This is a genomic window from Thermococcus sp. ES12 (assembly GCF_012027515.1).
GTDB lineage: Archaea > Methanobacteriota_B > Thermococci > Thermococcales > Thermococcaceae > Thermococcus > Thermococcus barossii.
Genome location: NZ_SNUP01000001.1, coordinates 599,941 through 614,801, shown reverse-complemented (window position 1 = coordinate 614,801; position 14,861 = coordinate 599,941). Strand labels below are relative to the sequence as shown.

20 protein-coding genes are annotated in these 14,861 nt (G+C 50.0%); 18 read left to right on the top strand and 2 right to left on the bottom strand.

Translation table 11 applies throughout. From position 1 onward, the window contains the following. Positions 1-273: 273 nt before the first annotated feature. The 12 genes from E3E37_RS11635 to E3E37_RS03405 all read left to right on the top strand — a co-directional run bounded on the left by E3E37_RS11635 (position 274) and on the right by E3E37_RS03405 (position 9,856). Positions 274-1,455, top strand: a complete 1,182-nt coding sequence (locus E3E37_RS11635; protein ID WP_240921894.1) for a hypothetical protein — start codon at positions 274-276, stop codon at positions 1,453-1,455. 316 nt (positions 1,456-1,771) lie between these two features. Next, the gene (locus E3E37_RS03455) at positions 1,772-3,589 is read left to right on the top strand and encodes a hypothetical protein (RefSeq protein WP_371731675.1); all 1,818 of its coding nucleotides are present in this window, start codon (positions 1,772-1,774) and stop codon (positions 3,587-3,589) included. A 12-nt stretch (positions 3,590-3,601) separates the two neighbouring features. Further along, positions 3,602-4,144 carry a hypothetical protein gene (locus tag E3E37_RS03450; RefSeq protein ID WP_167714838.1) on the top strand — a complete coding sequence of 181 codons (543 nt, stop codon included), beginning with the start codon at positions 3,602-3,604 and terminating at the stop codon, positions 4,142-4,144. Positions 4,145-4,224: 80 nt separating this feature from the next. After that, positions 4,225-4,494, top strand: coding sequence for a hypothetical protein (locus E3E37_RS03445; protein WP_240921893.1), 270 nt, complete (start codon positions 4,225-4,227; stop codon positions 4,492-4,494). After that, positions 4,494-4,727: a t26-9p gene (locus tag E3E37_RS03440; protein WP_167714835.1), complete on the top strand. Its 234-nt coding sequence runs from the start codon at positions 4,494-4,496 to the stop codon at positions 4,725-4,727. The genes E3E37_RS03445 and E3E37_RS03440 overlap by 1 nt, the downstream gene beginning before the upstream one ends. Before the next feature lie 3 nt (positions 4,728-4,730). After that, entirely contained in the window at positions 4,731-5,528 is a 798-nt protein-coding gene (locus E3E37_RS03435; RefSeq protein WP_240921892.1) for a hypothetical protein, read from the top strand. Between the two features lie 71 nt (positions 5,529-5,599). After that, complete coding sequence (locus E3E37_RS03430; protein WP_371731674.1) at positions 5,600-6,025, top strand: hypothetical protein; 426 nt, start codon at positions 5,600-5,602, stop codon at positions 6,023-6,025. A gap of 5 nt (positions 6,026-6,030) precedes the next feature. Beyond that, on the top strand, positions 6,031-6,342 hold the full coding sequence (locus tag E3E37_RS03425) for a hypothetical protein (RefSeq protein ID WP_167714833.1): 312 nt from the start codon (positions 6,031-6,033) through the stop codon (positions 6,340-6,342). Continuing rightward, the gene (locus E3E37_RS03420; protein WP_371731673.1) at positions 6,339-7,160 is read left to right on the top strand and encodes a hypothetical protein; all 822 of its coding nucleotides are present in this window, start codon (positions 6,339-6,341) and stop codon (positions 7,158-7,160) included. Before E3E37_RS03425 ends, E3E37_RS03420 begins: the two co-directional genes overlap by 4 nt. A 124-nt stretch (positions 7,161-7,284) precedes the next feature. Continuing rightward, positions 7,285-8,697 (top strand): helicase HerA domain-containing protein, encoded by a 1,413-nt coding sequence (locus E3E37_RS03415; RefSeq protein WP_167714831.1) that lies wholly within the window; start codon positions 7,285-7,287, stop codon positions 8,695-8,697. 11 nt (positions 8,698-8,708) lie between these two features. Then, positions 8,709-9,491, top strand: a complete 783-nt coding sequence (locus E3E37_RS03410; RefSeq protein ID WP_167714830.1) for a hypothetical protein — start codon at positions 8,709-8,711, stop codon at positions 9,489-9,491. Then, positions 9,488-9,856, top strand: a complete 369-nt coding sequence (locus E3E37_RS03405; protein ID WP_167714829.1) for a hypothetical protein — start codon at positions 9,488-9,490, stop codon at positions 9,854-9,856. The genes E3E37_RS03410 and E3E37_RS03405 overlap by 4 nt, the downstream gene beginning before the upstream one ends. Before the next feature lie 47 nt (positions 9,857-9,903). On the opposite strand, the gene E3E37_RS03400 is transcribed toward E3E37_RS03405, so the two are convergent. Both E3E37_RS03400 and E3E37_RS03395 read right to left on the bottom strand, forming a co-directional pair. Beyond that, positions 9,904-10,290: a hypothetical protein gene (locus tag E3E37_RS03400; RefSeq protein ID WP_167714827.1), complete on the bottom strand. Its 387-nt coding sequence runs from the start codon at positions 10,288-10,290 to the stop codon at positions 9,904-9,906. A 4-nt stretch (positions 10,291-10,294) separates the two neighbouring features. Further along, positions 10,295-11,128 (bottom strand): emp24/gp25L/p24 family protein, encoded by an 834-nt coding sequence (locus E3E37_RS03395; RefSeq protein ID WP_167714825.1) that lies wholly within the window; start codon positions 11,126-11,128, stop codon positions 10,295-10,297. Between the two features lie 246 nt (positions 11,129-11,374). Here E3E37_RS03395 and E3E37_RS03390 point away from each other — a divergent pair, with 246 nt between their 5' ends. The 6 genes from E3E37_RS03390 (at position 11,375) to E3E37_RS03365 (ending at position 14,599) form a co-directional block, all read left to right on the top strand. Further along, entirely contained in the window at positions 11,375-12,394 is a 1,020-nt protein-coding gene (locus E3E37_RS03390) for a type II toxin-antitoxin system HicB family antitoxin (RefSeq protein WP_167714823.1), read from the top strand. Beyond that, positions 12,391-12,672: a type II toxin-antitoxin system HicA family toxin gene (locus tag E3E37_RS03385; RefSeq protein ID WP_167714821.1), complete on the top strand. Its 282-nt coding sequence runs from the start codon at positions 12,391-12,393 to the stop codon at positions 12,670-12,672. The genes E3E37_RS03390 and E3E37_RS03385 overlap by 4 nt, the downstream gene beginning before the upstream one ends. Positions 12,673-12,810: 138 nt before the next feature. Continuing rightward, positions 12,811-13,041 (top strand): hypothetical protein, encoded by a 231-nt coding sequence (locus E3E37_RS03380; RefSeq protein ID WP_167714819.1) that lies wholly within the window; start codon positions 12,811-12,813, stop codon positions 13,039-13,041. An 11-nt stretch (positions 13,042-13,052) separates the two neighbouring features. Continuing rightward, positions 13,053-13,433 (top strand): hypothetical protein, encoded by a 381-nt coding sequence (locus E3E37_RS03375; protein WP_167714817.1) that lies wholly within the window; start codon positions 13,053-13,055, stop codon positions 13,431-13,433. A gap of 72 nt (positions 13,434-13,505) precedes the next feature. Then, the gene (locus E3E37_RS03370; RefSeq protein WP_167714815.1) at positions 13,506-13,997 is read left to right on the top strand and encodes a hypothetical protein; all 492 of its coding nucleotides are present in this window, start codon (positions 13,506-13,508) and stop codon (positions 13,995-13,997) included. Between the two features lie 146 nt (positions 13,998-14,143). Then, positions 14,144-14,599, top strand: a complete 456-nt coding sequence (locus E3E37_RS03365) for an AbrB/MazE/SpoVT family DNA-binding domain-containing protein (RefSeq protein ID WP_167714813.1) — start codon at positions 14,144-14,146, stop codon at positions 14,597-14,599. The last annotated feature ends 262 nt before the right edge of the window (positions 14,600-14,861 follow it).

The window sequence follows — 14,861 nt, the reverse complement described above, 5'->3', positions numbered from 1 at the left end:
GTTGTTGATTTAGATACTAATGAGACAATATATACTGCAAATGTTGAAACAAATTTGACAGTATCATTCACAAAATTGAATGTTGCATTATACAATGATGCTGCTTCAACATCGATTGTTGATGGAAGACTGAGACTATATACTGAGCGTGGGCCTGACACGAGGGGAATTATTGATGCTTATGTTTCATACTTACTAATTTCAGAGAACAAATATTTTGTACAGTTCTCGCTAAAAGATGCCCTAACTGGCCAGGCTCTCACGGGTGTGACGGTGAAGGAGGGCGATACGGTTCTCGGCACTCTCGACGACGGCGGGACGTTAGGGCTCACTCCAGGCACTCACACACTCACTTTCGAAAAGCAGGGCTATTGGAGCGTCACGAAGACGATTGACGTTCAGAGTGATATGAGCGTTTCAGTCGAGATGTACCCCTCAAGCGCCGCCTTCAAGCTCGAAGACTTTCCGGCTGACATCACGATTCCTGAGAACACGATTTACACACTCACTTTTACCCTAAGCCCGATTGACACTTCCGCGACCTACAACACTTACCTGAGCCTGAGCGGCCTCTCCGACATCATAGAAGTCAGAAAAGACGGCTCCGCCATCTCTCCCGAGAACGGGAAGTACTATCTCGGCGACATCAGCGGCCCGACGCAGGTTTCTATCAAGTTCAAGGCCGGCGCGGTCGGCCAGCACGGCTTCACTCTCACCCTCACCTCGAACGACGCGATAATGAGTCAGACCTACACGACGACGAAGAGCGTCACATACCAGGTTGAGCCGTTGCCGTTCAGCATCCAGATGCCGAGTGAGTGGCAGGTGGGCACGAACGAGCTGAGGATTTCTGAAAGCTCTGGCCAGAGCTACCTCATCACGGCCGTTCTCAAGGACAGCCAGGGCAATGAAGTCTGGAGCGATTCTTATGCCTTCAGCCCGTACGAGGCGCACACTTTCAGCATCAACGTCCCGAGCGAGGGCTCTTACACTCTCGAATTGCAGTGGAACGGCCAGACGGCCGTCTATGACATCACCGTGAACCCGGCCATTACCCTCGTTACCAAGACCCTCACCGTCTCCGAAGGCGGCGAGGGAGTCATCACGCTCCACTTCAAGAACCCGTCGAGCAATGTCCAGTACTACACGATAAAGGTCTCCGGCGGCTTCCTGCCGGCGGAAATCAACCAGAGCATCAGCGTTGCTCCACTGAGCGAGAAAGACGTCAGCATAGCCTTCGCCGTGCCGGAAGACCTCGCTTATGACGCCTACGAGCTGAACGTCCAGGTTCTCCAGGGCAACGCGACGGTCTTCAGCGATAAGGTTGCCGTAAACATCGGGGATTCTGGAGGATTCACGCTCTTCGGCGGCGGAACCAGCACCTCCACGTGGGCTTACGCCCTCCTCGGCCTTCTCGTGCTCGGCGGGCTGGTGTTTGTGCTGAGGAGGAGGTGAGCACATGAAGCCCTTCTTTTCCCTTTTTGAGCGGAAGAAAGACGAAGAAGAGGGAGAGAAGCCGCACAAGAAACGCACGGAGAGACGGAAGTCTCTCGCTGGAGCACTCATGCTCATGATCCTCCTCACCGGGATGGTCGCCGAGCCCGTTGCAGCATCCAGCTTCCCCTCTCCAGATTGGGATTGGGGAAGCAAGTTCTTATCACACTGGAAGGAAGGATTGGCGACGGCGGCAGTTGGAGCTGCAATAGGAGCCTCTATCGGCGGGCCGATTGGGGCGGCAGTCGGCTTCTTTGCAGGATATATTGCGGGCTCTGTGGGAATTGGCTCGATAGTGGATGCTGTATCAGAGCCTTCGGACCAGGACGCAAGTGCTCAAATCACCTCCGACCGCCAGGCAAACCAGAGCACCATTACTAACGATTCTGACGAAACGAGCAAGCTCCTCGACGAGTCGAACCAGGAGGCCTACAAGAGGATCGCCGAGCTTACTGCAAAGCTCCGCTCTGACCTCACGAGGTACGACACGAAAGAAGACGGCGCCACCGGGGACCTGTGGATTGAAATCTACGGGCCCAAGACTGTCTACGGCTTCTCTGCCTTCCCCGTCCAGGCAAAACTCTACACGAAGGAGAGCAACATACCCTTCAATGTTATCCACCTCCGCAGTGTTGAAATCTACCTTCAGAAAGAGAACAGCACCGTCCCGCTTTGGAGAAGGGTGTGGGACTATGGTAACGGCAGCGAAGGCATGAACGGCGAGAGCGCAGTCTATACGACGATCCTCAAGGTCCCTGATGATTACGTCTACAAAGTCCAGCAAGCCATCTCGACCGGCCAGGTTACCAGGAACCTCATCGAAGAGCTTTTCGATGCAAACACCTCAACGTGGGAGATTTTCGTCAAGGTGGACGCCTACCGTGAAGTCTGGCAGAACGAGCCAAGCTATACGAACCAGCAGGATTGTGAGGACAACGGAGGAAAGTGGGACTCGAACGAGAACGTCTGCTACGTCTTCGTGAAGAACGTCGACATAGACTATACAGCCTATACCACATCCGCCTGGAAGCACGTGACAATGGCCCACGACATAGCGCAGCTGGCGGACGGCTTCTATGCCTCCCTGCCGGTCAAATTCCTCAACACTGAAGCAGCTACAAAGTGGGCGATCTACCAGGAGAAATACGCCGGAGCCCTCTCGAACTTCATCATCCTGACCTTTGCCACGCCGCTCCACGTGATAGGCTCAACCGCCGACTATAAGTTCTACATCGTGCCGAATCCAGGCTACTTCGACCCGCTGAGCCCCACATTCACCGACGACTTCCGCTTTGTGGCTGTGAGGGAGTACAAAGACCTGTCCTGGACGGTCGCGGACAGCATCTTCGGCGACCTCGGGACAATGAGCGCTGATTCACCAGTGCTGAAGCTCCTGACTGCCCGCTACACCGAAGATCCGAACACTCTCACCTACAAGGTCTACGGGCTGGCGTCCTTCACTATCAAGCGTGATGATAATACCACCATTCCGCTCTGGCTCGTAGTCAGCCCAAAGATTTCCGTCATCCCGAACACTAGGACTGTCCTAGCCGACGAGCAGATGGAGCAGCTCGTCCAGTTCACCAACGACGACAAGCTCACTGCGGAGGAAATGGAGCAGATCAAGGGCATCGCGGCCAGCCTCATCAACGGTCTCCAGGAGAAGATAACCGCTGCTGAGGACCTCAAGAAGAAGGCCGACGCGGAGAACAACGAGAAGGCTTCTCTCTACGCTGAGAAAGCAATACAGGCGTACGAAGACGCCATTGATGCACTGAACAAGATTACCCAAACCGACGCGGTTCAGGAATACCTCAACTGGCTGAACGTGGCAAAGAAGCTCGAACAGGCCGGCGACTTCTACATGAGCGCGGCAGAGAAAGCCCTCTACGGCGAGTACGAGCAGGCAGAGCTCGACGCGCAGAAGGGTGACGAGCTAAGCCAGCTCGCTGACGAGTACAGGCCTCACATCGACATCGTAGCGACCGCGAAGGATCTGCTGAACAAGGAGGTCTTCGGCCTCAAGCTGTGGGTGCTTCTGCTGATTATCTTCGTTCTTGTTGGAGCTGTGGTGATTTGGAAAACGCTACTCTGAGGTGATGAAAAGATGGCGGACGGAAAAAGCCTGAAATGGGGCCAGTGGGCCCTGAAAACGGCCCTGGCCTCCGGATTCCTTGGCCTCCTTCTTTGGTATGGGGCCGAGAAGAGCATAACAATAGCACAGACCAACACAGCCCTAGCCAGCATCCCACTGGCCTTCGTGGCACTGATAGAGATATTCGACAAGATAGCCGACAAGAACGACTTCTACAACGCCCTCTACAAGCAGTTCGGAGCGAACAAGAGCCGCGGAAGTGCTATCCTCATCAGCCTGCTCTTCGCAGGGCTCGGAATGCTCGTCATCCTGTGGGCCCTGACAGGAACCATCACCATGAACCTCGGCAGCTACGGCCCGGCTAACGTCTTCGTTGCGGGAATAATCAGCCTCTACATCTTCGCTCCAGAGACCGGCGACGACGAACTGCTCTTGTGGGCCTGGATAGCAGCCACAATAGCGACGAAAGGCCAGTACCTGAGCCTCTTCCCTGGATGGGACTTCAACCTCGACACAATCAGCATGCTCGTGAGGACGCTGATTCCAGCACTCTGAAGGGGTGAAGAACAGTGCTCGGCAGGATCGCAGTAGCTCTCATCGCGTACCTCCTCTGCATTTTCCATTTCAGTGATGCAGTGACTTCAGTAGCCAGCCTCTTCGGCCTCACGGGCTTTTGGGCGCTCTTCATACCGAGCACCCTGATCGGCCTCGCAGTCTACAGAATCGCTGATTTGGACAGTTGGGGCCTGTGGGACGCGGCCAGCTTCCTCGTCATCGGCAGTATCATCATGCTCGCAATGACTTCAGACCCTGAAGCGACCGCCTACGAGCTTGTGAAGGGCGTCGTTTCGTTCAGCGTTGCGGCCATCCTTGGAGCTCTTGCCCTCCGCGGAGGTGGGCGCTGATGAATGTGAACGATGCAATCAACCAGCTCCAAAGCCTCGCAGGAAGCCACCCGTACATCGCTCTGGCCCTCATACTGTTCCTCATCGGTGCGCTGGTTAGGGGCAAGGTAGCGCTGATATTCTACGCTCTCGGCGGTCTGGCACTCCTCAAGTCATTCGGGCTAGTTGACACTTTCTTTTCTTTCCTGAAGGAAGTTCCTTCCCTCATCAAAAGCGCACTCGGAGGTGTTTGAAGAATGAGAAAGAAGGAGAAAAGGTGGATAACAATCGGCCTGATAGTGCTCTTCGCGGCCATAGCCTGGTGGGCCTACAACGGCGGCTTCGGCAGCGGCGGCTTCATTGACCTGAGCAACACCCTTGGCGGCGACAACACCAGCGAGGAGACTACCTACCAGCTCGCTGTCGCTGACCTCGCCGCGAGCGTTGACCAGACAACCGGACATGTGACCGTCTCGTTTAGCCTGACGAACGAGGAGCACTTCAACATCAGCAGCGTCCAGGTCCTCTACGCGCTCAACGTCGCCGACCCGAACAACGCCACCTACACCGCCCTGAACGCCACCGCCGAGAACGACACCTACAAGGCCGAGATTCCGAGCAAATTCGGCGATGTGGTCTATTACAAGGTCAAGGTCGTCTATGATGGCACTAAGGAGCTCGTGACCGACGTCCAGAGCATAACCGTTACCGACACCACTGCCCCGACCGCGACCCTGAGCATTGAGTACAACGCCACGACCGGCAATGCGACCATCACCATCAACGCCAGCGACAACGACGCCATAGACAAGGTCGTCCTGTTCTATGCGGTCACCGCAGACGGCAACCTGACCAACGTGACCTTCAGCAACGTTACCCTCAACGTCAGCCCGTACACTTACACGCTCACCGTTGACAGCAACACCACCGACACGACCTACTACTACCTCGACGTTTACGCGGAAGTCCATGACATCAGCGGTAACATGGCCAGAGTGCCGGAGAACGGCACCGTCCAGCTCTACGCGAACGAGACTAAGACCGTGAGCGGCTGAGGTGGGCTGAAATGATGCCCACCTACCGCGCCTCTCCATCTTTTTCAAAAGTGATATTACGCCTGTTCGCAGTGGTTAGCCTAATTTTTTTGCTCCATTTCAGCTATTCGACGTTCGTCGAGCACGACCCGCTGAAAGAAAGACTGTATGAGCTCGGCTATCCAACAGAGGGCTACATCTTCACGAACGACACGGTGAGGTGGGCCGACGGGCATCTGACAGTCTTCCAGGGCGCCTACGTGGAAGACTATCCAATCACCGCCGAGCAGGCGTACGAGATTGTGAGAAATTACCTCGCCGACTACAACCAGAAGCTGAAACAGTACGACATGAAAATCGAGCCGAAAAAAGAGAGCCTCGCGGAAAAGGAGGAGAACAACAACCTGTATTGGGTCTTCGAAGTCTACATCCACAAGGGCTCGACCGAGATTTTTGCGGGCTTCGCCTACGTGAACAGAAAGACCGGCACGGTGAAGATGAAAGGCCTCTTGGGGTGAGAACATTGGGGCAAAACTGGCGTGTCAGGTCTAAAGCTGACAAATACAACTTTGAGATTCAAACGCTCTTTGACATCATCAGATTGCTCAATCACGTTGGAACCAGTTATCAGGCGCAGATGGCTCGAGACCTCGGAATCAAGCGGCAGACGATGAACGAGTACTTCCACCGCATTATCCTTCCGCTCGCTGACAGAGGCATCTTCGTAGTCAAGCCCTACTCTACAAGGTGGGGAGATCCGCGCTATTTCATCTGGCTGGCTCCAGGCTGGAGGGAAGCACTCTGCAAGTGGATTCTCGAGGAGGTGGGAGGGTGAGCTTCAGAAGTATAAAGTTCTGGCTTCCCATTATAATATATATGTTATCCATTGGGCCAGCGCTTGCGGCCACATTCTCTTGGTCGGGGGTCCTCAGCGTGGGCCAGAACATCACCGTGAACAATCTGACTCTTAGTATAGATCAGAACAATCAAACAGGCCAGCTGGCCCTCATAGTTGAGAATGGAAGCAATATCCTCGCTCTGATTCAGGGGGACGGGAGCACAAGAGTTGGGAATCTTACGATTTCCTTCATTACCTTCAACGAGAAGGGGTATATCACCATCAACGCGCCCGGGCTGTTCACAGTTGGCCGGCCAGTTGGGGTAAATCCGGCAATCCTGACCGAGAACGCGAAGCTCAAGGAGCAGGTGGCCAATCTCACCGAGGAAATTAACGCGCTGAAGAGCGAGAACGCGAAACTCATGGCCCAAATTGATTCTCTCAAAAAGGAGAACTCACAGCTGAAAGAGAAGCTGAAGAGCCAACCGAACATCGCCGAGCTAAATGCCAGGATAGTGAACCTGACCAAGGAAAACCGCGAGCTCAAAGCGCAGTTAGCAAACCTGACGACCAAATACAATCAGCTCAAGGCAAAGGCTGACTTCCTGAGCCAGCAGAACGATGAGTACAGGCAGATTATTCAGCAGGTGATGAACGAGCAGAGTTCCGAGGCCAAGCAGAGCTACATCGAGAAAGCGAAGAAAGAACGCCTGATAGGTTCAGTTCTGCTGAAGAGCATCGTATTCAGCTTAGTCGTCGTGGGATTGGTTGGATACGGGCTTTATAGGAAGAAAAGGGCGTGGGAGCTGACATAAGCAATAACACAGCAGGAGGTTGGAGTTTTGAGGAAACGAAGAAATGAGCGGGGCGCCTGGTGCTAAAATATTATGTGTGTGAAAGGGGTTATTTTATTTTCAATAAAGAAACGGAGGGGTTAGCGTGGAGTATGTTGGCAAGAATCTGACCTCATGGGCGCCCACAACAAAAGGGCGCCTGAACGAGATTTATCTCGGAAGAGGCGTTAGAAGCATGAATCATACTCTAGACCGCTGGCTGAGAATCAATGAGGACGATGCCAACCACATGCTCTTCCTCGGGCCAAGCGGCTTCCAGAAGTCAACAACAATGAAAGCCATCCTACAAGAGATTTGGTTAAACACTCGTTGGGGCAGGAATCAAGAACCTCCGCTTATCATAATCTTCGAGCGCAAGTACGACCGCGCTAAAGCGCAACTGGTCAAGAAGACGTTCTACGATCTGGTGAGGGAAAGAGGAGAGGGCTGGCTGAGGGCCAGAATGACTCAAGTGACAGAACTCAAACTCTATATCCAAATGCTTGAGCTTCCAGCCTTTGAGGGCCAGCTTGGGCTCATGGGGGACTTCGCACTCGGATGGGAGAACATCCTCGGCTGGCTGAGGTACGATAGGCAGCACACCCTCTTCAGCCTCTTCGGCATCCGGCCACAGGCCTTCCCCATCAGGAGGTTCGTCTTCAATCCAACTAGAGATCCTCATCACATAGCCCTGGACTCCGGGCCAGAGACGGAAGTTGTTGCAACATTCATCCGGTATGAGCGCTTGGACTTCGAGGATGTAGCCAAGGTCGTGAACATCAACCCCAACACAATCTATGCTCAGATCATAAAGTCGGCGTGGGATGAAGAGAAGGCAAGGGATCCTGATGATCTCGTTATGGAGGCAAAAAGAATCTACGATGAAATGCTGGAGTTTCTTGAGGTGGAAAACAAGAAGCCGCCCACGAGCCTGTGGGGCGTTTACAACGTCGCCAAGAGCCTCAAAAAGGTTCGGTGGTTGAAAGTCAAAGGGAAAGACCTCTTCGACCAGCTCGACAACACGAAAATCAACGTGATTGACTTTAGCCAGAACTCCGACCTGACCGAGAGTGCAAAGAACATCATCTTCAAGAAAGTCGTAGAGTGGGTCCTGAACGAGTACGTCCAAGAGAAAGAGACGGCCGTCTTCATCGCTGGCGATGAAATCCAGAATTACCTCCGCTCCCGGTGGGGCAAAGCTATGGCCGCCAAGCTCTTCAGAGAAGGCCGTTCCAACCAGGTAAACTTTCTCGCCGCCACACAGTACCTTCACAGCCTGCCGTCCGAACTCATATACGGAGCCAGCCACATCGCCATCCTTGGAACCCTCGCTTCAGCTGACGATTACGCGCTCCTGAAAAAGGTCGTTCCTGATTTTGACGTCAGCTTTGAGCGTATTGTCGCTTCCTCGCCCGAAGAAGTTGAAGAGCTCAAAAGAAAGTACCGCGGGCGCGGGTATTTCATTTATAACAAGTTCTTCACCGAGCGGATTCATTTCCGCCCTTCACAAACCCTGTGAGGTGAGTTGAGATGCTCGAGTGGTTGAGGAGGAAAAAGAAAAGAGAAGGTGGCCTTCCAAGAAGGGATTATTATACCGAACCCCAAGGCGGGCTCCAAGAAAAAGTCCTTGAGAAAGCCGAGCAGGCCGAACAGAAATTGATGCATGAGGAAAAGCCGGTCCTCCAGGACTGGAGGCAGAAACAGGCCATCCAGTCCCTAAAGTTTGTGAGAACTCACCATCAAGTTCTGAAGGTTTACTACAAATTCAAAAGCGGCAACAGCATGGTAAAAGAGATCGTAACCCTCGGCTACGTCCAGGGCGTTGCGATAGCTCCGAACAACATGCTCGTGATAGCATACACCCCACGGCCTCCAAGCTGGCTGGATGAGATATTTCTCTCCCTTGCCAGAGTGCTCGGCAGAGGGCCACAACAGAAGCTCCTCTGGACCTTCCCACAGTTCGCCCCACTCTCGGCCATGGACACAACGATAATCGTGGAGACTTCAAGGATAATGAGCACAGTGTGGGGCGACTTTGCAATGCCTCCAGAGCTGAGCGAAGAACAGATCGCAGCATTCTACGCAATCTACCAGAAGAGCCAGACGCTCGAGGCTCTGGTTGATAACGTGCTCAAGAAGACCGGCTCGCTCGTCAACACAGCCCTGGACATTAACCCGTTCGTCAAGAGCTACCAGCTCATTGAGAAGACCAAGAACCAGAAGAAGAAAGAAGAGCGCCTGAAAGTGGCTGAGGGTGGAGAAATCATCCTCAGCAGAGGAGAGAAAGACATTTGGGAGGAGTTCAACATATGAGCGAGGTAGCTGAACCAACCGCCCCACCACAGGATGGACAGAAGGTCGTAGCGAAGGACCTGTTCAAAGAGATCCTCGAACAGCAGGAGGTCATGGAGCCACAGCATACTCCCCCGGCTGAGGAGGAGAAAGTTAGCGAGAAGGAGAGAAAGCAGAAGAGTGGAGGAAAACGCCGCTACATTTCCATTACTGACAGAACAAACTCGGCGCTGATGCTCCTTGTGCTTCGTAGGCTGAAAGCAGCGGAAGAGCACTCGTTCCAGCCCGACGTCAAGGAGAACATCCGTGAGGCCGTAATCATCCTCAAGCGCATCATCGAGGAGAACGAGGACATGTTTCCGGGGGTGTTGAAGCAAAAAGATTGAAGAAAAGCTCTGCATCATCAACGACCTACCCTGAGGTTCTTTATTCACTATTCTTTATTCAACTCTTGTAGGATCTCTTTGATGGATTTGATATCAGTTTTTAGTTCTTTGATTTCATCTAACACCCCCTTATTCTGGCTTTCTAGCTCCCCAATGGTTTTTTGTAACGCCTTGACAGACCTCTGTAAGTCACTAATAGAATTTTGTAATGTACCTAATTTCTCTTCTGATGAATATGCTGACTTGACTGCTAGTCTCAATGCAATGATTGCAATTCCAAAAGAAATTAGTATTGATCCTAGTGTTGGTCCTATCATAGCCAACACACTTGATATGTCCTCCTGACCAGACAATGGAGGGAGGAGTATACATGTCACACCTAATACTATCAGGACGAATGCTCCCACCAAAACATCTTTCTCTATCACTTTCATCACCTCACGGCAACCGACCGACCTCACGGCCATCAACCCTGAAGATCCACTGCCAAGTCCACGTCCAAGAGAACTTCCGCTCAATCTCGAGCGTGTGTTCATCATTAGGACCTATCTTGAAGACCGCATGCTTGCCGACCTGCTCCGGAACCTCGACACCATTCACCCAAATTTTGATCTTTCCATTTCTCCAGACCTTGAATTCATACACCGCTTCCCCATCCTCGAGAGTGAGTACTGGCACGTTGCCGATTATAATGAATATAACAGCCAAGACAACCATGACCACTCCTGAAATCATCATTATGAATCCCCAAAAGTTTATGTCGGTGACGTAAAGCGTGGAAGTCACTTTAAGGCCCTTTGGCATTAGTGTGCTGAAAGTATTGTCAAAGTACACGGTATAATTGCCCTTTTCAGGCGCTTCAAAACGAATGCTAATCGGGCTCACCAAACGGCCGAAATCCTTCACAGTTTGCCCCGTTCTATCATCGACCACATAAATGCGGATATCCCTGTTTCCACCAGACACCGTGGCATTTATCTCGAGGATAGTGCCCTTTGAGAGCCTCCATCCCCATGGCTTGGCCTCTTTTGGGAGGACCGTGAATTCCTCGTGCCAAGACTTGTAGAACTTATGATCCTCAATAATGGCTAATCCCGCAACAGACACAATGAGCCCGATGACCAAGAGGCCTATAAGCCAACCCCACGTACGCTCGCGACGCTTACGAACCCTGATTCCAGAAGGCGGCTTCAACGACTTCGGCTCTGTGAGAGCCTTCAAGCTTTTTGGCTCCCTATCTAACCTCTTGTACGGCTCGGGGATATCCGCCATAATGGGCCCTCCTCCGCTCTTTTCGACAATGCAATACTCCTATTACGAGCACGTATAAGAACATTTCGCCGCGCCGCGTTGGGAAAACGCCAGGATTTTGGATATCACTCAAAGTTCTGGTTCCACAACAAAACCCACCCCGAACAATCCCCCATCAACCAGAAAAATTCGCAAACCTTTTTTACCATATCCTCATATTGTGATACCGTAATAATATTATTAACAACAACAGGCAGGCGGGGCACAATGACCGACCAAGACCCCAAGATGAAAGTGCTGATTCACTTCACTGGAAAAGGAGTGAAAGCTAATAAAATAGAAGTCTTGAAATTAGGAGACTTCCTCTCAAACTTTCAACGCCTCTTATTTGAATACGGGAAGGCAAAGGGCATTAAGAAGCCCCAAGAACACCTTAAATTATACCTAACCAAAATATCACCCGGAAGCATCCTCGTAGAAACCGAACCTACCAGAGAATATTACAGATATATAGAACCCACCTCAGAGGCAATAGACTTCATAATAAACCTCATCCAGTACGTGGATGATATTACAAAGGCAAAAGAATATCTATTGAAGGAATTAAAGACTCCCGAAGCCGTCTTGAGTGCTCTTAAACGCCTTGAAAGAATGTGGTCTGAAGAAGACATACAAGTCGGGATAGCCAAAGGTTACGAACCCACCGATTTTGTTTATCTCCCCCCCGAGAAGAAGCCCTACATAGAAAAACTAGTTGTCGAATTCATAAAAGAAGCCTCCGACAAGATAGTAGGCGCCATAGTTGGCCTCAAGACTCACGGGCGCAAACCATATTTCGAAATCATCTCGGATACAGGGGAGAAGATCAAATGCTATTATGACCCCAAAGAAGATCCCGAATTAGAAATGAAAGCTTATAAACACTTCTGGAAACCCGTCGAAGTCATTGGTATTTTGAAGCAGAAAGGTAGTAAAAAGGAAGTCGAGAAAACAATAGACATACAACTCCACGCCATAAGGATTTCTGGAAAATTCGCCGGATACAAGCTAAAGAAAGAGCTGATCCTACAACCCGAATACGACCACACCACCGACGTATGGTGCGTGGAAAACCCTGATCTCGAACTCTACGGCTGCGGACAAACCCTCGAAGAAGCACTAAAAGACGCGGAGGAAGTCTTCCAGGCCCTAATCGAAGAATACGCCCTAGAAGATGAGGAGCTCTTAGACGACAGTGCAAAAACCCTCCGCTCAGCCCTTCTCCAGTACGTGGAGGTGGACACATGAAAGCCACAGACATCCAGAAAGCACTCAAAAAGAAAGGATTTCAGAAAAAAGAAGGTGGAAGACACACCAAATACATCCTCTATGTGGACGGCAAGAAAACCCGAATAATGACAGTATTCAGCAGGGGCAAAGACAAAAAAGAGCTTGGAGACGACCTGATAAAGAGAATAAAGAAACAACTCCACTTTGATGACCCAAAAAAGTTTGAAGATTTTGTAAAATGCCCCCTCACATACGAGGACTACCTCACCATACTCCAACAAAAAGGCATTATATAGAGGTGAGCGCATGACCACCCAAGGGAGCTCAGACGCTAAAATCATCGAACCACTGCCGAAATTATTCTGCTGATGAGGAAATAGTGAACCCAAAATCTTATTAATCTCAAGAGTATTACTTTGGATTGAGGTGACACCATGTATTCTATAAAAGACCTCCAAGATATTATCTCCCACATAGTTTCTACCAAAGGGCATGTAAGGGTCAGGGATGGAGGCATAGAGATCCACATCCATGGGGGCCTTTCTGGTCAAGAATTTAGAGAAATAGAAAACGCAGCTTGGAGAGGAGGATTAATCCTCGATAGGATTTATTATCACAGAAACAGTGATACCCTCGCAATTAGATTTAGAAAACCGAAGGATTGAGGTGGATTCCGATGAAAACTATACTAATATTGTATCCATTGGGGCTTAGCAAGGAGCTTGAGGAAAACCTAAAGCACGGACAAATCAATTACATATCAGAAGTAGGATATATTGTCATTGGGGATACTTTTGAGAAAGTTAAACAAGAGCTAGAGGGAATAATGGAATCTCTAAAGCAAATTTGGGAACCAATAAATCAAGCCGGGGTCTTTTTCTTTGATGAGAAAGAGTTTATTGAAAAGCCTCAAGAATATACCAGATCCCATCCAAAGAACATCCGCATACATCAACACAATGCTTTATATGAACGGTGGAGCTCAGACGGAAATCTTCGAAGCACAAGATGGCAAGCTGTATTTCGGCATAATAGTCCCATTGGAATGGGACATTGACACGGCCTTTTCGAAAATATGGAAAACTCTCAGAGAAGAACTCAAGAAACACAACCTCCATGGTGAGACCAAATGAACAAATGGAGAAGCTTCCCCACATGGGACAACACCATAGACTTCTTCCCGGGGATTATCCAATGGAACTTAAAACACCTAAAAATACAGAAAAAAGACCCCACCCTGAAATGGATAACTGACAACTACGCAATAATCCCCGCCAGTAAAGGAAGACCCCTCCAAGACCCGTGGGGTATACTCGCAGAATATATCTACGGATGGTATGAATACAGAAGAATAAAACCCGTACCAGGGGGCCGCCACAGGATCCTGCACATCTCAATATTGATGGACAACTACGGCGTTCCAGCAACAATCACCCTCTCCCTCAACGGCTCACCACCCAAGGGAAGGCTGCTCATTGAATTAATCGGATCACAAAACCCTCAAATAGCAGGGATAATATTCATCGGGTCAAGAGTGAAAGCATACAGAGCATGGGACATGGATCGGTTACCAATCCAACTCAGACACGCCCTCACGCAAGCCTTAACCCTCCTTCTCTGACCCACAAATTTTTAGACCTACGAATCCTCCGAGCTTTTCTGAATGCTACTACAGAACGCGGCAGGAAATAGACGGTAAACCTTATTTATCTTATGTGCCTTATCTTCAATTGCCAAAACAATTATGGTAATCGGGGAGAGGATATAATGACCAACGACCAGGATCACACTAAGATCATCGAACCACTCGCGAAATTTCATGCACGACTCGACAAAGAAGGTAGGGTTGCAATCCCAAAAGTGATTCGTGATGCGCTGAATCTTTCAAAAAATGACTATGTAGAAGTCATTATAAGAAAGATAAATATCAATTATGCTAGAAGAGAAATTCGCGTGCTTCGTCAAGCGTATCTTATTACCCGGCTCGGTGCCAAGGGATTGATATTTTTACCTGCAGAACTGAAAAAAGAATTTGAATTGAATGAAAAGGATATTGTTGAAGTTGTTCTGTATGGTTTCTATAAGTTTGATGAACTTGTAAGTGAGAAGGGTAGACAACTGATGACAAAAATCCAAAGCACAGGCAAATGGACAGAATTAAAACCAGACGATCAACTGCCAGGAGACAAAAGCATGGAACATTTCACCTATGTTTTTGTTTAAGTTTAATATTAAGTACTTATAATTAATTAAGATTATAGGAACAACCTAAAAACTCCTATTGTTCTTTACGCCATGCTCCGGGCTGATTTTTAGAGGACTGAATTAATATGCCGATAAAATATTTTAACTTACTACGTTGGCTTATAATTTGTCGGAATTTTTCCATCCAAAAAACCAACACTGTACATTTTGCCACAATTATGCCCGCAAAAATCTTTTATATTTGAAGTGCTTACTATCTTACGAGAAATATTCTCGTACG